This window comes from Dictyobacter aurantiacus (assembly GCF_003967515.1).
In the GTDB taxonomy this organism is placed as follows: Bacteria; Chloroflexota; Ktedonobacteria; order Ktedonobacterales; family Ktedonobacteraceae; genus Dictyobacter; species Dictyobacter aurantiacus.
The window spans coordinates 4712043-4729943 of sequence record NZ_BIFQ01000001.1; the positions used below are offsets into that span (position 1 = coordinate 4712043).

A 17901-nucleotide genomic window follows, 5' to 3' on the forward strand; every position below is an offset into this window, starting at 1 on the left:
TGCATCGGGGGCGCATCCGCGCCCCCGATGCACCAACCCACAAAGGACTTGTGAGCTCATAATCGGCTGCAAGAGGGTGGCTGGGCGCGCCAGGTCACCAGGCGCGAACTGCCGATCGCCACTACGCTGGCGGGCGTCAACATGCGCCTGAATCCCGGTGCTATCCGTGAGCTGCACTGGCACAAAGAGGCGGAGTGGGCGTATATGCTTGATGGTCATGCGCGCATCAGTGCCGTGGACCAGAATGGGCGAAATTTTCTGGCGGACGTCGGGGTCGGTGACCTCTGGCACTTTCCCGCTGGTATCCCACACTCGATCCAGGGATTGCAGGATGGCTGTGAGTTCCTGCTCGTCTTCGATGATGGGGACTTTTCAGAGGATTCCACCTTCTTGATCTCGGACTGGCTGGCGCATACGCCGAAGTCGGTGTTGGCCAAAAATTTCGGGGTCGCCGAGAGCGATTTCGCCTCCATCCCTGCACACGAGCTCTACATCTTTCCGGGTACGATACCGGGTCAGCTGGCTGATGACCAGGTGCCCAATCCGCAGGGACCACCCGCGCACTCGTTTGCCTATCGCTTGCATGCCCAGGAACTGATCAAGATGGATGGCGGTACGGTGCGCGTTGTAGACTCTACAAACTTTCCGGCCGCATCCACCATCGCGGCAGCGCTGGTTGAGGTAGAACCGGGAGCCATGCGCGAGCTCCACTGGCATCCTAACGCCGATGAATGGCAATATTATATCGAGGGTAATGGCCGTATGAGCGTGTTCGCCTCCGAGGGCAAGGTGCGCACCTTCGACTACCAGGCGGGGGATGTGGGCTATGTCCCGTTCGCCATGGGACACTACATCTAAAATACTGGAGATACCACGCTGCGCTTTCTGGAGATGTTTAAAAGCGATCACTATGCTGATGTCTCGCTGAAGCAGTGGATGGCGTTGACGCCGCCCGAACTGGTGCGGGCTCACTTACATCTTAACCAGAACGTAATGGGCTCCCTCTCCAAGGAAAAGAAGCCGATCACTCGCTAAATAAAAAAAAAGAGAGGGTACAGCTCACGCTGCGCCCTCTCTTTTTGAATGTACTACCGCTCAACCAGTTCGGCAGGGGAGACTGCGAATTCCTGCAGCCTGTCATCTACGCGAGCTCGAATAATGACCTTGTCCATCTCCTGGCGCACAACAACGCCTGGAATGGGCAGTAAGCGTAGAGCGGTGCGAGAGTGCCAGAGCACTAGATCCTGGTTCTGAAATTTCATTTCTTCTAATTGATTGATTGCCATCGCACATTTCCTATATGTTTATTATTTGTTGTGTCGGGAGGCCTGAGCATCCCTTCCTCTCGTACACCAATGGATACCCTCGATAACGGTCCCTCGTTAATCCTCTGGAAACTATAAATGTTTAAGTGCTGATTAAAGGGTTTACTGGTCTGTAAGAACTAACTGATGCGACCGCCACCGTAGCATTAATGATGCCGTAGTGGCGAGCCTCGGGTAGCAACGATCTCTTTTTCTACCGAGGCGCGATGTAACTATGAGTCGATTTTATCAGAAATCCATGCCCCCGGATGCTCATGTCTTTTGCTTATAGTACTTTTTGGCCGTGTGCCCTCTTCCACCCAGGATACAGGCCGTTCCACAGCCCTCCCCCCTTACTGAGGATCTTACTCGCATCTTATCGGGGCGCATGGTACCCCCCCGCACAGGCGTCCGCTGCGCGGCCGCACTAGTTTTGTGAGTGAGTGCAACAGGCGCGCCGAAGCGCCCCTGTTGCACTCACTCACAAAAGACTTCTGAGCACTGTAGGCGCAAAAAGCCAGGCATCCGTGGGGTGATGAGCATGAGGGTAAGATACTCTCTTACAAAGGGCCATTAGAGGTGTTGATGCATCGTAGGTGCGAAAGCCCATGCACCAGCTATGACATAGCCATTTTTGGTTGCTTTATGGACAGGTGATCGGTCAATGGTTGACAGGTAAACCTTTTTTAGGGTATACACGTAATCAGAAAACGATTTATGTTGTTACAACGGCAGAAAAAGTTTTCTGGTTGACCGTATGTCAGTTACGATCTCTGTAACTATTAAAAGTATTGATCGATGAAGAGAAATACGCGTATGGAGGACGCATACCATGCAAGGAAAGCAGCTTCTTTTGCATCTGGGCCAGCACAGTCGTTGGTTCAGGTTGTACGCAGGCGTTGCCCTGATTTTGATCGCTGTCATTGTAGCCGTTACATTGCAGTTCCTTCCCTCCCCTCAGCATGCTCAGGCGCATAGCGCCAAAGATTGGACCTCGCGCTCGATCTACTTTATCATGACGGATCGCTTCAGCGATGGCGATACCTCGAATGATAATGCCGGTGGCTTCAACACCAATCGCTCTGATCCCACCGCCTGGCATGGTGGCGACTTCCAGGGCATTATCAATCATCTGGACTACATCAAGAATATGGGCTTCACCGCGATCTGGATTACTCCTGTGGTAATGCAGCACGATGCCCATGCGTATCATGGCTACTGGGGTTATGATTTCTACTCCATTGATGGACATCTGGGAAACATGGGTAAACTGCAGGAACTGGTGGCGAAGGCCCATCAGCGCAATATCTGGGTGATGCTGGATGTGGTGGCCAACCATACCGGCTACTACAACTACAATACCCCCACCTTTCCTAATTACAACGAGTACCACCATAATGGCGATGTCGCCGACTACAATAACCAGTGGGACGTTGAGAACCAGGACGTGGCGGGCCTGAACGATCTGGACCAGAGCAATCCCACCACTCGTTCGACTCTGCTCAATAATATCAAGTGGCTGGTCAATACGACCGGGGTGGATGGGTTGCGCGTGGATACCGTGAAGCACGTGCCCAAGGATTTCTGGGCCGCCTACGCGCAGAGCGCTGGCACCTTCACGATGGGAGAGGTTTTCAATGGCGATCCAGCCTATGATGGTCCCTACACCCACTACCTGGATGCGGTCCTGGATTATCCGATGTACTATACCATCCACGATGTCTTCGGGCAGAATCAGTCGATGTGGAATATTCACGACCGCTATGCTTCGGACTTCCAGTATCGCGATCCGCTCACCAATGGCGTCTTTATTGACAATCACGATGTCGATCGCTTCCTCTGCGACGCCAGCGGCAATCCTTCTGCGACCTGGGATAAGTGGCCGCAGTTGGAGATGGCGCTCTCCTTCACCTTCTCTGGTCGTGGCATCCCAATCATGTACTATGGGACCGAGCAGGGCTTTAGCGGCTGCGCCGATCCCAAGAACCGCGAGGATATGTTCAACTCATTCAGCACCACGGGCACGCTGTACAACTATGTCGCCAAACTCAACTACGCGCGTAACATGAACCCGGCCATCCAGAACGGCACCCAATCCGAGAAGTTTGTCGATGATACCTTTTATGCTTTCGAGCGTGAAAACGGCGCTAACGATGTACTGGTCGGACTCAACAACGCCTGGAGCACGCGCACGGTCACCATCACCAACCTCGATAACTTCAGCAACGGCCAGGTCCTGCACGACGAGTTGACCGGCAAGGCCTATACCGTTTCGGGCAGCAGTGTTACACTGACCCTCAACAGCCACCAGGCCGTTGAACTGACCAACCGCTACTAAATCTTCAGCGCCCTGAGGCGTGGGGAACGCAGGCGTCCCCATCTTCTTTTTCTGAGGAGGTGCAAGGGGTGCGCATTCGCGCACCCCTTGCACCTCCTCAATAAACATGGGCGGCCGCATGCGGGGCCGCCCATGTGAGGGCTATTACGCCCACCAGCAAAAAGTGTGTTCTTAATTATCCGTATTTTTTGACAGTGAAGCTGGAGAGGTGTTGGATGTGGTCGTACAACCAGATCGCGCCCCCCATACGGTTGCCGCTGCCGGGATCGTACGCCCCATAGTAGGCGTTGCAGCCTTGCGTATAGAGATCATCCAGCGTTGTTTTATCGTTGGGATTGGTCGCCAGTTTGGTGGCGTCCGACCGGATCAGGGTGAGCATATCAACGATGCGGTTCAGGTTTACGTTGATCTGATTAATCTGCTGCTTCTGGTCTGGCGTGATCTGTGGTGCCTCGATCAGGCCAGTGAGATGGTGCCCCATCAGCTTATCGAAGCCGGTTGGATTCTCGTGCTCGGGATCCAGTGTCAGCAGGCCGATGCGCGACGTCTTCTGGTCCACCAGTAATTTGGTGCCCCGCGGAACATCCTGCGCCACGTATTTGTATCCATCGATATAATCTAGAATTTTGGTAACGTCGTATTTAGTGGTGGCTGGATTATTCTTGTTGCGCGCATCCCTGGACAGCAGCATAACTTCCTGAATATCCTGTTGGAACCAGAACGCTATACCCCCCTTGAGGTCGACATTCAGATCCTTATTTTGCAGGGTGGGATCCTGGTAGAGCAGATGCCTCAGATGATCCAGTTGCGTGCCCGCCGCCATATTCATGGAGTCGCCATTGTCGCCACCCATATTCATCGCTGAGCTACCGGAATTGCCCTGTGGAATCTCCGCGTAGTAGCGCCACATGCTTTTGTCGGTCGTCGGCGTGCTGGGGGGGATGCTGCTGTTCTCGGCGGTGATCAGGATGCGGCTCCCTAACGCCAGCAGATTATTATGGGTCGGGCTGACATAGGAGAGCGTCGCGCTGTGATCGCTGATGTCTGGCAGTTTACCCATCAGGACGGTATTGGCTTCACTCGCCTGTGAGTCCGCCAGGAGCCAGACGTAATAGCTCTTATTCGCCGGAGGGGGAGCAATATTATTTAGGGTGACGTTGAGTCCGTCGTTGGCACCTTTTGTGCCGTCGCTGTTAAATAATTCTGAGCTGGTGAAATAGGCATTGCCGGCGACCAGGTTGGGTGGTGGCGGTGCTGGCTGTGGGCGAAATACGTTGATAAGTACTACGATCACGCTGGCCAGGACGATCAGCGAGGCCAGCGCAATCGAGCCGATCATCAAATTTTTGCGCCCGATGGTGTAGGGCATGTCTCTGAGCACCGCCATTCGGGGCGGAGGGGCCAGTGGTCGATCATATGTCGGCGATGGCGTACTGAAATGGCTGATCCTTTTCGGCAGGCGCGTCTGTTCAGGAGCCTCAATGGTATGCAAACTGCCTGTATCCCCCAGAGAAAGGATGAACAGAAGCTTTTCAAGCGCCTTTGGATAATCTAGCGCGATATTGATGGTATTGAGCTCGCTCCACTCCTGGGGAGCCTGCACGGTCTCGGTAGGAGTGGGGATAATGCGCAGGATCTCTGATTGCTGCTGCTCTGTGAGCCGTTGGGCGGCCGTGAAGATGGCGCGCGTCCTGGGATGCTGCAACGTTTCGGCCGTTTGGGCGAACATGATCCATTGACAGGTGGGCAGGGAGCGAGTGATGTATTGGTAAAAGTCTTCATCTGTATTCCGGCCCGCATCGGTGATGACCTCTGTGCCGGCGGCACGCAGGTCATTAAATAACTGCCGCAGCAGCGATTGACCTGCATCTGGCGTTTCGCCCGGATAATAGCAAATGAAGACTCTTGGAATATCCATGTGATGTCTCCTATAAGTGCTATGTAGGAATAAATTGACATATGTCTGGCAAGCATTGCGATTGCAAGTATAACAGAGTGTGGTATTCTTATACAAGTAGTAATGGTCTGTAGTTGCATTTTCGTTTAATATCTTAAATGTTGAGCCTGTTTACCTATTTATTCCTGGTTGATTAACCAGGGTGAAGTTCATGGAGAGTTGTGCACGTATGAATCGTATGTTGTATACCCAGCCGGCCACGTCGCTGACACCCGCACTTATTATTTATTTGATCGATGCCAGCCATTCTATGAATGATCTATGTGGTGCTGTGACCAAGATCGACCTGGTGAATCGGGCCCTGCGGGATGTGATCAAAGATATGGTGCGCCGCTCTATGCGCGACGGGGTGGTGCAGCGACGGTACAAAGTGGCGATCCTGGCGTACAGTACCGAGGTGGTTGATGTGCTGGGGGGCATTCGCGATCTGCCCGAACTGGTGCGCGAGGGCACGCCGATCTTGAGTGCCGGTGGCGAGACGGATACCAGCGCGGGCTTCGCGGCCGTCGAGTCGCTGCTGCAGGAAAATATCGCCAGCTTCCAATCTCATCCCGCCCCCCTGGTCTGCCACCTGACCGACGCCCTCTTTACCGAGAGCGATCCCTCTCCCCTCATCAAGCGTATCCAAAGCATGGCGGTTAACGACGGACCTGTGCTGGTAGAGAATGTCTATGTGGCCGACAAGATGCTGCGCTCATCCGTCGCGGACTGGCATAACTGGGGTGGGGTTACCAGGCCGAGTCAGTTGACCAATGAATATGCCAGGCTGCTCTTTCACCTCTCCTCGCCGCTGCCCGAAACGTATCGGCAGAACATTAATAATTATGGCTATCATCTGCAGAACGGTATCCCCCTCTTCTTTCCCGGTACCCATACCGACCTTGTGCGGCTGGCCTTCGCCGTCTCCTCGGCAACCCAATTAAAATAAGTCAGAAGGAAATACATGTAACTATGCCGTCAAAACATGCTGAGGATGCGTTTCGCATCCTCGAGAGTGATCAGATCATCGATAGCTTTACGCGCGCCGAACTGGCCTCTTCCACGATCGCTCGTCTGCTCTCGTTCCGCTGCCGCGAGGCGCGGGAGCAGGCGTTACCTAATCAAGACTATGCCAGGATCTCTTACCGTAAGGATGGTTCGTCGCTCAGCTTCTGCGTCAGCGATGGCGTGAGTAGTTCTTACAAAGGTGATTTCGCCGCCTGCTGCCTGGCAGCATACCTGGTGAAGTGGTTGCAGGAGTTGCCGGCCGAGGCCGCGCGGCATGAACGATTGGATGCCGCCCTGCGTACGCAGCTTGATCGCCTGGCGGTGCAGGCGCAGCAGCAGCTCCAGAGGCTGGAGATGGAGCCGGGTACTCCTGGCCTGGTGCGCGAGGTGCTGGAGGATCTGCGCCAGAACTATGGGAGCGAGACGGTCTTTTTTTGTGGTCGCCTGGATTATGAGATGAGCATTGACCGCCAGCGGGCGCAGCTCAAGAGTGCTTTCTTTTGCTGGATGGGCAATGTGACGGCGCGCCTCTTCCTGAATGAGCAGCAGTATATCTTGTTGGGGGAGAAGACCGATAAAAATGGACGCTGGTCCACGCGCCATGGATGCCGGGGTGAGCTACATACCTGGAGCCGTTCCCTCTCGACCCTTGAGCGTCTGATTGTGCATACTGATGGTCTGGATGCCATCGGGGAGACCCTGTCAACCCTGGATGATGATGCCTGGTTGGCCGAAGTCCAGCGGCTCCTGGCCTCGTCAGACAGTGATGACATGACGGTTTTCGATCTGTCCTGGTTGCCCGCCGAGGATGCAGAGGGGACATGGCGGTGAATACATTCCATCCACACCAGGGGATGCTCTTGCCGATTGGGGCGGCCTACTATCACTTTCTCCCCCATCCCTATTTTCCCGATGATCGGCAAGAGGTTTTTGTGCTGGAAGGCGGAGAAGCCTTTGTCTACAAGCTGCACCACCTTGGGGAGAAGCGGGACTATGCCTTGAAGGTGATGAAGCCGGGATTCCGTGATCCCTATAGTTTGCAGGTGGCCCGGCACCTGGCGCAATATACCAATGTGCCGGGACTCTTTCTGGCTCGCCGTACCTGCCTGACGCGTGAACAGTACCCAACGTTGATCCGGCGCTTTCCCGAGCTCGAATACGCGGTCCTCATGCCCTGGCTTGAGTCTCGCACCTGGACCGGGCTGCTGCTTGATCCCGTGGCGAGCAGACACTATACGCCGAGCAACGCTCGCAAACTGGCGACCGCCACGGCCCATGTCCTCTGGAACCTGGAGGATCGTTTGCTGGCCCACACCGATATCGCCGGCAGCAACGTCGTCTTAAGCCCCGACGTGCAGCAGATCCAACTGATCGATCTGGATGCCATGTATATTCATGGCCTGAAGATGCCAAAGCGGCATAGCCGCGGCTCCCCCGGCTACCAGCATCCTAACCAGGATGAGCGCGGCCAGTGGCGTGCCGACGGTGATCGCTTTGCGGGCGCCATCCTGCTAGCGGAGATGCTTACCTGGTGGAATCCCATCATACGTGCTGAGACTCCCGAAGGATCTGAGTCGCTCTTTTCTCCCCAGGAGCTGCAGCGGCGCGATGCCACACGCTGGCGACGTGTACGCCGCACGCTAGAACAGATGAATCCAGCTTTACGCGACCTCTTCGATCAGGCCTGGGCCTCGCGCAGGATTGAAGATTGTCCCGATTTTGGTTCCTGGTCTATGTGTCTGATTACATCTTTCATATAGAAGTATTGCAATTTTCCAATGCAGGCTGTAAATTGGGTGTCGAAGGATTTGCATGCTGAGTAATCTAATACTAGTAATACTAGCATCTAAGATTTCCAGTGGTGAATTGAGATCTGAAATTCCCTATTGTTTGTTGTACGTTATTCACCTTATTCAAGAGAGGTTTTCCATGAGCAGCAATCAGGTAGCTACAGATTTTTCAGAAATGGATGCGGCGGTAAGAACGTTTGATACCAACGTGATCAATCTGGAAGAGGCAATTTCCAACGTACAGAGCGCCGTTGACCGGCTGGGGGCCGTTTGGAAAGGTAGTGGTCACGACCAGTTTGTGCTTGCTACACAGTCCTGGAGCAAAGTCTCGAAAGAGATGAAAGACACGCTGCACCAGATCAACCAGAACTTGATGGCCAGTAACCAGGAATACCAGCGGGTGGAGCAAGAGGTTTCAAAGTCTTTTCACGGTTTTCAGATCTAATGCTGCTGCCGGGGCGGCTCCCGGGAGCAACGTGCCTGAGCTTTCTCATCTGTCGTGCTCAGGCATCATAAGTATGCTGGTGCATGGAGGGTTCGAATGCGATCTGCATGCACCAGCATGCGAAAAATGGAACGACCGCGCCAGCGGACGCTGTGTACATTAGCGAGTATACGTTATGCAAACCCTACTTGTTACCGTTACGGGACAGCGGCAATCATTCGATCTTGAACTGCCTGGCGATATACCCGTTAGCGAGCTCTTACCTTTTCTTCTGGATCTCTGTGTTCCTCAGAAGGATAATGCCAGGCAAGCTGATGCCACTTCCTGGTGTTTATGCCTGGCCGAACAGACAACGGCCTTGCAGCCCACCCATACGTTGATCGACGCGGGCATCATGGACGGCGCCATCCTGCATCTGCAGACCCTGGCGGCATTGGAACAGGCGCGCAAGCCAAAACAACCACTGGGACCCCGGCAAATCGTACCGGGACCAGAAACGGGCGGCATCGGCGTGCGCTGGCAGCGAGGCGACCTCGATTTTTAGCCCTTCTATCATTATTATCTTCCAGTGAAATGGCCCTGACATGCGCTGAGCGGCTACAGCTGAAGGGATAACATATATATGCATGGAATAAAATTTTATCGACCGGCCAGGGCTTATCCGGCTGTCTTGCCCTCTGAGGAGATCGTCATCCAGACTCCTCCCACGCTGCCTCCCGATCCCAGTGGTGTCATGGTCTGGATGCAATACCTGCTCCCCATTGTGGGGAGTCTGGGTTCCATGATTTTTATGCTGGCCTATCGTACCAATCCGCTGATGGTTGGCGCCTGCATCCTGATGATCGTCTGCTCCATCGGTGGTGGTGTCGGTATGGGAGTCGCTCAGCGCCATACGAAGAAGAAGATGCTCAAGCATGATGGGGAGTTGTACCGCGCCTATTTAGCGCAGCATCGCACGCGTCTGCGCTCGATCGCGCAGCAGCAGCGCCAGGTGGCCGATCGTCTCTACCCCTCCTATGATCGCCTGGCCGAGCAGGTGAAGCAGCACCTCTACCTGTGGGAGCGCCGGCCCGAGGATGGCGATTTTCTACGGGTGCGCATCGGCATCGGTCCCGTTCCTCTCTGCTGCCGCGTGCGCCTGGACCTGGGTGGCAATCCTATGGTGCAGTTCATCCCCGAACTGCGCGCCCTGGCCGAGTCGCTGGTCAACGAGTCGAGCTACCTTGATGATATGCCGGCCCATATTCTGCTGAAGCAGATCGGTGTGCTGGCGATCAGCGGACAGCGCGCGCGTACGCGCTCATTGACGCAGGCCATGCTCTGCCAGATCCTGGCCCTGCAATCCCCCGAAGATGTGCGCTGCCTGGTCTATTTCCCCGAACATCTCGCCCAGCAGTGGAGCTGGATCAAGTGGGCCCCCCATCTGCGCCGACTGCGCCAGGTGAAGGCCGAGAAGCAGAATACACCCGATCAGCTCTGCATGCTTGCCAGCACATTGGATGAGCTGCGCAAGCTCCTTCAATTGCAGATCAAGCCGGAACTGGACCGTCGCCGCCGCCTGCTCTCCGATAAAAATAAGCAGGATAATCAGAAAGATCTGACCCACCCCCACCTGGTCCTGGTGCTGGATGGCTTCGCCCCCTATGGTCCTATTGGACAGATGCCCGAGATGGATGAACTGCTGCGGGATGCCGCGCAGCTGGGCGTGACCGTTATCTGCCTGGTCGACGATAAGCGTCAGGAGCCGACGCAGATCCAGGCCCGGCTCTCCATCTCGCCGATCGGCCAGTTGGATTTCGAGGAGATGCGCTTTGGTGGTCGGCGCCTGGAGGGTCTGCGCCCCGATAGCATTGAGCGCGAGACCTGTGAGAAGATCTCGCGCAGCCTGGCCTCTATTACGCTGATCGAGGCCAACGCGCAGCAGGACCTTTCGCACGACGTGCGCCTGCTGGATCTGCTCTCGATCCCATCGGCCGACGCGGTACAACCCGAAGAGAATTGGAAGCCACGTCAGAAGCAGGATCTGCTGCGCGTGCCGCTCGGCATCCGGGCGGATGGTGAGCCGCTGGTGCTGGATCTCAAAGAGGCGGCGGATGGAGGTATGGGTCCCCATGGGCTGGTTGTGGGCGCGACCGGCTCGGGCAAGAGTGAGCTGTTGCGTACAATGGTCATCAGCCTGGCCGCGACCCATGATCCCGAAACGGTCAACTTTGTGCTGATCGACTTTAAGGGTGGCGCCTCCTTCGCCGATTTTGCCGCACTGCCGCATGTGGCCGGTATCATCACCAATCTGCAGGGGGATGTCTCGCTGGTCGACCGCGTCTATAACTCACTGCTGGGAGAGCAGCAGCGCCGGCAGAGGATGCTGCACGACGCCGGCAATCTGGATAACATCAAGCAGTATCGTGAGAAGTGGCGTACCCATCCAGAGATGGAGCCGATGCCGCATCTGCTGATTATCGCGGACGAATTCGCCGAGCTGATTAGCAGTCGGCCGGACTTCCTGGACCTTTTTGTGACCATGGGACGCGTTGGGCGAAGCCTGGGATTGCACCTGCTGTTCGCCACCCAGCGTCTCGACGAGGGACGCATCCGCGGTCTGGAGGGTCATCTGCGCTACCGCATCTGTCTGCGTACGTTCAGTGCCTCTGAGAGTACCTCCGTGCTGGGCAAGACCGACGCCTACTATCTGCCCTCCGCCCCTGGCGTTGGCTATTTCAAGGTCGATACCGACACCTATCATATGTTTAAGACGGCCCTGATCTCGGTGCCCTTTGTCCCTGTGCGTGAGCAGGTATCGCCGCTGGCCCGCATCCGCGACTTCACGGCCACCGGAGCGCTGGTCAGGCATCACTATACCTCGGTCTCGGCCTCCCCCACCATGCTGCTGCAGGATGATGAGGGCAGCGAACTGCATACCGAGATGGATGTCGTCATCGATCAACTGGCTGGTGGGAGCCAGCGTCACAGCCACGCCCATCAGGTCTGGCTACCGCCCTTGAGCAAGCATCTGCCGCTGCGCGAGGTTCTGACACAGTATTGCCAGCAGCCGGACCTCAAGGGGCGCTCCTGGAGCTCAACACCACCGTTTGGTCCTCTGCAGCTTCCCATGGGCCTGGTAGATTTGCCGCTACAGCAGGCTCAGGAGCCGATGTGGCTTGACTTTTCTGGATCTGGGGGACACCTGGCGCTGGTTGGCGCGCCTCAGACCGGTAAGAGTACCTTCTTGCGCACGCTGGTTACCTCGTTTATGCTTACCCATGCGCCAACCGATGTACAGCTCTATTGTATCGACCTGGGTGGTGGCCTGCTGCGTGTCTTTGAGTCGGCGCCCCATGTGGGAGTCGTGTGCGGCAAGGCTGATCGTGACAAGGTGCGCCGCGTCATTCGCCAGATGCGCAAGATCATCGAGGATCGCGAGTTCCTCTTCCGCGAGCACGGCATTGACAGCATGAACACCTTCCGCGCGCGTCGTCAGGCGGGCGAGCTGCGCGAGATCCCCTTTGGCGACGTGTTCCTGGTGATCGACAACTTCGCCCTCTTCTGCCAGGAGTTTGGCCTGGAAGACGAGGTGACCGAGCTCGCCGCCAGCGGATTGACCTATGGCGTACACGTGGTGCTGGCCGCCAATCGCTGGGCCGAGATCCGTAGCCGCCTGCGCGACAATATCGGTACGCGCCTGGAATTGCGTCTGAACGATCCGCTCGACTCCGAGTTTGGCAAGCTGGCGGCGGCAGCCATCGCGCTGGGAGTCCCCGGTCGAGGCTTGAATAAAGATAAACTGCACTTTCAGGTCGCGCTCCCTCTGATTGAGGAGACCCGGCTGGAGAATACCAGCCAGAACACGGCGATGCAGCAGGTCGTTGAGCGCTTTGTGCTCCAGGTGCGCGCCGCCTGGAAGGGCGAGGTCGCGCCTCCCATTCGCCTCCTGCCCCTGCTGGTGCGGCCCGAAGACCTACCGCGCCCCGCCTCCGATCAGCCGGCGGGCGTCCCCCTGGGACTGGAAGAATTCCGCCTTGACCCGCTCTACATTGATCTGCTGGGCGCTGGCCCTCATTTCCTGATCCTTGGCGACATGGAGTGCGGCAAGACAACGCTGCTGCGTACCTTCCTGCGCGGTATCGAGCAGCACTATACACCGGCCGAGGCCAGATTTGGCATTATCGATTATCGCAAGACGCTGCTCGATTTTGTGGATAGCAAACACCTGCTGATGTACGCCTATAATCCACCCACCCTGGCCGAGTGCGTTGGCAACTTCCAGGCCGATCTCGACAAGCGCATGAAGGTCGGAGCCGATCTACCACTGCATCAGCTGCGCAGCCGACAGCGCTGGAGCGGCATCCACTACTTCCTGTTCGTGGACGACTATGATTCCATCGTCACATCGCCCAGCAGCAGCCCTCTGGGACCCCTGGTAGAATTTCTGCTGTCCGGCAAGGATATCGGCTTCCACCTGGTGCTGGCCCGGCGCGTTGGTGGCATGGGACGTGCCTCGTTTGAGCCGGTCCTGCAGCGCCTGCGCGAAATGGGAACGGCCACCCTGATTATGAGCGGAGATCCGCAGGAGGGGCGCATCATCCATGGCTATGCCGCCTCCCAGCAACCGCCAGGACGTGGCTCCCTCGTACAGCTGAAGACCCCGCCCACCCTGGTGCAGGTCGCCTACACCGAACCCTCCTACGCCTACAGCGCTGACTTAGGATAGCGCATATAAGGAGAGAGACAATTCATGGAAGGTTTTCCTGGAGGTTATATACTCGTTCCGGTTTTTGATTGCTGGCTACAATACTATGGTCCCCAGGAACTATAAAACAGCCAGGATCGCCAGACTCTGGCACAATCGCTCCAAGATGTTATCCATGACTATTCATATAACAACTCGGTTCTGGCCGATCTCGATAACGGTAGTGTCCTGTTTCGCTCGGGATCCAATTCGTGGGATATGGGGGATGAAGGTGAATAGTTGATGAGCTGCACGTATTACTCGTGTGCAGCTCATCAATCATGGACTACTTGTTTGCCAGTGTGATAGTCTGGCCGTGACCGGGATGGCTTTCGTGATGCAGGCGGTCGAGGGCCGTAACGTAGTAGGTATATGTTTTACCGGCCTGCGCGCTGGTATCGGTGAACGTTTGCATAGTTGTGTCGATGGCGGTGCGGTGTACGGTCGCCAGCATGTACTGCGCGTTGTTGAAGTCACCACGATTGTGCCGGACCCGTCCATCGAAGCGATACACCACGTAATACGTGGCGTTGCTGTGAAGCGGTGTATACCAGGTGAGTTGCACGCCGTTAGCCTGAGCACTGGCCTGCTTGAGGTTGACCGGCTGCGGCGCGTGACCGCCCAGCCATGGCATGATCGGCACCAGCGCGGGATAGCGGTAGATGTCGTTCTTCAGCCGGTCCGTGAAGCCCAGCGGGTTAGCCGTGAGATCTTTCATGCTGAAGAAGATGCTCCCCTTCACGGCGCTATACTGCAGATTCAGCTTCAACTGGTTCGGCATCTCCTCGGGATTGGCCCATGCCTGGTTATTGTTGTTGATCTTGTATGCGGCCTGCCCGATATAGAGCTGGACGCGGCTCCCCTCGACCTCATTGGACCACCAGGGGACCAGGATGTCGTAGGCCGCCGGGGCGAAGCCGATGTTCCAGTAGATCTGCGGCGCGATATAGTCCAGCCAGTTATGCTTGATCCAGGTGCGCGTATCGGCATACAGATCATCATAATCGCTGACGCTGGCCGCGGTGGCCGATCCGGTTGGATCAACCGAATTGTTGCGCCAGACCCCAAAGGGGCTGACCCCGAACTTCACATAGGACTTCACCGCTTTGATCTGCTGCGAGAGCTCCTGAATCAGTTTGTTGATGTTGTCGCGACGCCAGTCCGCCTTATTGGCGAATTGTGCCGCACCGTAGCGTTGATAGGTGGCGTTATCCGGAAAGTCCTGCCCGGCGATAGGATAGGGATAGAAGTAGTCGTCGAAGTGCACGCCATCGATATCGTAGTTGCGTACCGCCTCCAGGATACTCTTGACGATGAACTCCCTGGCTGTCGGAATGCCCGGATCAAAATAGAGTCCGCTACCATACTTCACTACCCAATCGGGATGCAGGCGCGCCGGATTGTTGGGGGCCAGCTTCGTTACATCTGTCTGCAGGCTGACGCGATATGGATTAAACCAGGCGTGAAATTCCAGATTGCGTTTATGCGCTTCGGAGAGCATAAAGGCCAGCGGATCATAGCCCGGATCCTTACCCTGCACGCCCGTGAGGTACTGGGACCAGGGTACATACTTCGATGGATAGAAGGCGTCCATGGTCGGCCTGACCTGCACGAAGACCGCGTTCATGTGCAGTGCCTGCAACTGGTCCAGCTGGCTGATAAACTGCTGCTTCTGCCTCTCAATCGGTAGCCCCGGCTGCGATGGCCAATCGATATTGGCCACGGTAGCGATCCAGGCACCCCGTAGCTGGCGCTTTGGATACTGCGCCGTCTGTGGAGCCGTCCCCGCTCGCGCCGTAGTCCCCGCCGCCTGCGCTGATAACGTTCCCGGCACCATGAACAGCGCCACCACGCTACAGGCCAGCATGAAGGCTGAGATCCTTCTCATGCCTCCGCGAAATAAGGTCATATACTACCTCTCACGTTTCTACAATGAAATGCTGCTCTAACGACAGCTATAGCTACAGTATATACAAATTTCTAGATAAACAAAAGACTACATATCTATACCAGTGCGTATGGATTACTTATATTAGTGCAAATGAGGCACCAGATGCGCATTCTCCGCCCTAATATAAGGAATATGATATACTCTTTTTGTTATCGGATGGTAAGGTAAAGTGGGCGCAAGGTACAATATATTCAAATTTAGATGAAGCAGCAAGAAAAGCGGCAAACCGCCAGCGGAATAGGTGAACGTTCCTCGAGACGGTCATGTCCCCGTAGGCGGCATAGGATTGGGGCCTCATCGATACGCTATTTCTCCCGAAAAGCAGCAATCCGGCCTTGTGCATGCCGCTCTGTTGACGTACGATATGTTGGCTTCTGCGTGGTTATATGAACGCTTTTCTCGTTTTTTAGGGACGGAATCGTACGTGAACGGGCGCGGCATGCACAAGGCCGGATTGCTGCGTGGGAGGCACGCCAGCATCTTGAGAAAGCCGCAATCCTATGCCGCCTACGGGGACATGATCGTGTGGGGGACCGCTCACATGCGTTCCTACGACGTTTTGGGTTTCTCAATGCTCCCCTTTTTTCGCTAAAGTTGAACGTATTGGATACAAGGCCCGAACCTACGGCGGGCTTTGACAATGATTGCCCCTCTCGATTATAATTAACTGTATGGTTAACGATTCATCAGAGAGGCTTGATACCATCTTTTTCGCGCTCGCCGACCCTACGCGTCGAGCCATCTTGGAGCGCCTGGCACAGGGAGAAGCTTCTGGAACGGAACTGGCGCGGCCATTCTCTATCTCGGTGCCGGCCATCTCCAAGCACCTGCGCATGCTTGAGGGCGCCAACCTTATCCTGCACAGAAAAGATGGCAGGACGCATCTCTTTCGCCTCGCGGCCGGTTCCATGGGAGAAGCCGCCGCCTGGCTCGATCACTACCGACAACTCTGGGAAGAGCAGTTTGACTCGCTCGAAACCTATCTGCAAGCCACATCGGAAGGGGAACAGGACACTGATGATACCCCTCATCCCTGATGACTCCGCCACTCTCGTGCTGCGACGTGTATTCAAAGCGAAGCGCCCGCGTGTTTTTCGCGCCTGGATTGAACCCGATGTGCTGCAGCTCTGGTTTCGCCCACGGGGACTGCGCATGACCGTCAGCCAGCTGGAAGCGCGGGTAGGGGGATCTTTCCGTTTCGATATCGAGAACGGCGTCTCCATTACCGGCACCTACCTGCACGTCATTCCACCTCAGCGGCTCTCCTTTACCTGGTCAGACGCGTCTGTACAGGGCCAGGAGACCATCGTCACGCTCGATTTTTTTGACCTCGGCACTTCCACCGAAGTTGTTCTCACCCATGAGCGGCTAAGCACGCAGGAGATGCGCGCGCTTTTCAGCGGCGGCTGGCCATCCCTGCTCGACCTGCTCGCGCAGGTCATCTCTGGTCCACAAGACGTCCAGGGGGCCCTGCGGTGTTAGCTGACACCAGCCCCAGCGTAATTGAGGGGGAGAAACAGAGAGGTTCCATTATGCCTCATGGGCCGCAGGCTCTATATTCCAGGCCAGCACGACCGCGAGCAGACCGATCCCGCCCATGATACCCCAGCAGAGCGGCGGCGAATAGGAGAGCAGCATCCCACCAAGGGCCGGGCCAAGCGCGAATCCCAGGCCAGTTGCGATCCACAGAAAGCTCATATAGGTTCCTCGTTGCTCAGCCGGTGCGATCTCAGCTCCGATCGTATCGTATGGAGGTGAGAAAATCATGCTGTCAAATACAATGGCGAGCAGAGGCAGAGCCAGCCAGTAAGGTCCCATAACCAGGCTACAGATCCCCGCCGCGATAGCCATCAGGAGACTTCCCAGGGCGATGACCCGTCCAACCGGCACATGCTGAAAAAACGTTGTCAAGGGAACTTCTAACAGAATTACTATCAGGCTGCCGGCCGCCATCAAGCCACAATAGAGCGCGGGACTACCACCCAGCCTGGTCAGGTAAACCGCGAAGGTCGTTGTTTGCTGGCTTAAGACCATAGTGGCGCAGAAGCTCACCAGCCAGATGCGGCGAAACGCGCAATCTCGCAAGGGCACCAGTAGCGCCAGAACTGGACGCGGACCCTGAACCATCTGCGCTGCTGGCTGTGGATGTATGTGGCGGGGAAAGAATATGAGCATCAGGAGAGCAAAGATGAGCGTCGTCCCCGTATCCGCGCCAAAGAGGGTGAGAAACGCTACCGAGGCGAGGAGTCCTCCTAGTGAGGCGCTGACCATGCTCCCCACGTTCATAGCCAGGCGTAATATGGAGATAGCCGGTCGCCGTTGTTCACGTGGAACCAGGTCCATTATGAGCATCCCGGCGAGAGGCCGCTGCGCCTCGCATGAATGTTCTATGCTAGAGGAGGT

Annotated in this window: 13 protein-coding genes and 1 pseudogene; 10 read left to right on the forward strand and 4 right to left on the reverse strand. The window is 56.2% G+C overall.

What is annotated here, in order from left to right; genetic code table 11:
* Positions 1 to 54 precede the first annotated feature (54 nt).
* Positions 55 to 1035, forward strand: a pseudogene (locus KTT_RS18920) (cupin domain-containing protein); the annotation flags it as partial.
* A gap of 53 nt (positions 1036 to 1088) precedes the next feature.
* Here the strand turns inward: KTT_RS18920 and KTT_RS18925 are convergent.
* Positions 1089 to 1286 carry a hypothetical protein gene (locus tag KTT_RS18925; RefSeq protein WP_126597484.1) on the reverse strand — a complete coding sequence of 66 codons (198 nt, stop codon included), beginning with the start codon at positions 1284 to 1286 and terminating at the stop codon, positions 1089 to 1091.
* Between the two features lie 850 nt (positions 1287 to 2136).
* Here KTT_RS18925 and KTT_RS18930 point away from each other — a divergent pair.
* Entirely contained in the window at positions 2137 to 3642 is a 1506-nt protein-coding gene (locus KTT_RS18930; protein ID WP_126597485.1) for an alpha-amylase family glycosyl hydrolase, read from the forward strand.
* A 175-nt stretch (positions 3643 to 3817) separates the two neighbouring features.
* Here the strand turns inward: KTT_RS18930 and KTT_RS18935 are convergent, their stop codons facing one another.
* Positions 3818 to 5560: a hypothetical protein gene (locus KTT_RS18935; protein WP_126597486.1), complete on the reverse strand. Its 1743-nt coding sequence runs from the start codon at positions 5558 to 5560 to the stop codon at positions 3818 to 3820.
* Positions 5561 to 5768: 208 nt separating this feature from the next.
* Here KTT_RS18935 and KTT_RS18940 point away from each other — a divergent pair, with 208 nt between their 5' ends.
* The 6 genes from KTT_RS18940 to eccCb all read left to right on the forward strand — a co-directional run bounded on the left by KTT_RS18940 (position 5769) and on the right by eccCb (position 13529).
* Positions 5769 to 6527 carry a vWA domain-containing protein gene (locus KTT_RS18940; RefSeq protein WP_160145972.1) on the forward strand — a complete coding sequence of 253 codons (759 nt, stop codon included), beginning with the start codon at positions 5769 to 5771 and terminating at the stop codon, positions 6525 to 6527.
* 23 nt (positions 6528 to 6550) lie between these two features.
* Positions 6551 to 7417: a protein phosphatase 2C domain-containing protein gene (locus KTT_RS18945; RefSeq protein ID WP_126597488.1), complete on the forward strand. Its 867-nt coding sequence runs from the start codon at positions 6551 to 6553 to the stop codon at positions 7415 to 7417.
* Positions 7408 to 8346 (forward strand): serine/threonine-protein kinase, encoded by a 939-nt coding sequence (locus KTT_RS18950; protein ID WP_126597489.1) that lies wholly within the window; start codon positions 7408 to 7410, stop codon positions 8344 to 8346. Before KTT_RS18945 ends, KTT_RS18950 begins: the two co-directional genes overlap by 10 nt.
* A 169-nt stretch (positions 8347 to 8515) precedes the next feature.
* On the forward strand, positions 8516 to 8821 hold the full coding sequence (locus KTT_RS18955) for a WXG100 family type VII secretion target (RefSeq protein ID WP_160145973.1): 306 nt from the start codon (positions 8516 to 8518) through the stop codon (positions 8819 to 8821).
* Between the two features lie 175 nt (positions 8822 to 8996).
* Positions 8997 to 9365: an EsaB/YukD family protein gene (locus KTT_RS18960; protein WP_126597491.1), complete on the forward strand. Its 369-nt coding sequence runs from the start codon at positions 8997 to 8999 to the stop codon at positions 9363 to 9365.
* A 78-nt stretch (positions 9366 to 9443) separates the two neighbouring features.
* Entirely contained in the window at positions 9444 to 13529 is a 4086-nt protein-coding gene (gene eccCb / locus KTT_RS18965; protein WP_126597492.1) for a type VII secretion protein EccCb, read from the forward strand.
* Positions 13530 to 13833: 304 nt separating this feature from the next.
* Here the strand turns inward: eccCb and KTT_RS18970 are convergent, their stop codons facing one another.
* Positions 13834 to 15456, reverse strand: coding sequence for a glycoside hydrolase family 10-like protein (locus KTT_RS18970; RefSeq protein ID WP_218030923.1), 1623 nt, complete (start codon positions 15454 to 15456; stop codon positions 13834 to 13836).
* 713 nt (positions 15457 to 16169) lie between these two features.
* On the opposite strand from KTT_RS18970, the gene KTT_RS18975 reads away from it, so the two are divergent.
* Together KTT_RS18975 and KTT_RS18980 are read left to right on the forward strand one after the other, a co-directional pair.
* Complete coding sequence (locus KTT_RS18975; RefSeq protein WP_126597493.1) at positions 16170 to 16535, forward strand: ArsR/SmtB family transcription factor; 366 nt, start codon at positions 16170 to 16172, stop codon at positions 16533 to 16535.
* Entirely contained in the window at positions 16516 to 16980 is a 465-nt protein-coding gene (locus KTT_RS18980) for an SRPBCC family protein (RefSeq protein ID WP_160145974.1), read from the forward strand. The genes KTT_RS18975 and KTT_RS18980 overlap by 20 nt, the downstream gene beginning before the upstream one ends.
* 48 nt (positions 16981 to 17028) lie before the next feature.
* Here the strand turns inward: KTT_RS18980 and KTT_RS18985 are convergent, their stop codons facing one another.
* Positions 17029 to 17889: an MFS transporter gene (locus KTT_RS18985; protein WP_268904535.1), complete on the reverse strand. Its 861-nt coding sequence runs from the start codon at positions 17887 to 17889 to the stop codon at positions 17029 to 17031.
* Positions 17890 to 17901: the final 12 nt, after the last annotated feature.

Coding starts and splice junctions, on each gene's coding strand:
- KTT_RS18925 (WP_126597484.1), bottom strand. CDS start 1,286: ATGGCAATCAATCAATTAGAAGAAATGAAATTTCAGAACCAGGATCTA.
- KTT_RS18930 (WP_126597485.1), top strand. CDS start 2,137: ATGCAAGGAAAGCAGCTTCTTTTGCATCTGGGCCAGCACAGTCGTTGG.
- KTT_RS18935 (WP_126597486.1), bottom strand. CDS start 5,560: ATGGATATTCCAAGAGTCTTCATTTGCTATTATCCGGGCGAAACGCCA.
- KTT_RS18940 (WP_160145972.1), top strand. CDS start 5,769: ATGAATCGTATGTTGTATACCCAGCCGGCCACGTCGCTGACACCCGCA.
- KTT_RS18945 (WP_126597488.1), top strand. CDS start 6,551: ATGCCGTCAAAACATGCTGAGGATGCGTTTCGCATCCTCGAGAGTGAT.
- KTT_RS18950 (WP_126597489.1), top strand. CDS start 7,408: ATGGCGGTGAATACATTCCATCCACACCAGGGGATGCTCTTGCCGATT.
- KTT_RS18955 (WP_160145973.1), top strand. CDS start 8,516: ATGAGCAGCAATCAGGTAGCTACAGATTTTTCAGAAATGGATGCGGCG.
- KTT_RS18960 (WP_126597491.1), top strand. CDS start 8,997: ATGCAAACCCTACTTGTTACCGTTACGGGACAGCGGCAATCATTCGAT.
- eccCb (WP_126597492.1), top strand. CDS start 9,444: ATGCATGGAATAAAATTTTATCGACCGGCCAGGGCTTATCCGGCTGTC.
- KTT_RS18970 (WP_218030923.1), bottom strand. CDS start 15,456: ATGACCTTATTTCGCGGAGGCATGAGAAGGATCTCAGCCTTCATGCTG.
- KTT_RS18975 (WP_126597493.1), top strand. CDS start 16,170: ATGGTTAACGATTCATCAGAGAGGCTTGATACCATCTTTTTCGCGCTC.
- KTT_RS18980 (WP_160145974.1), top strand. CDS start 16,516: ATGATACCCCTCATCCCTGATGACTCCGCCACTCTCGTGCTGCGACGT.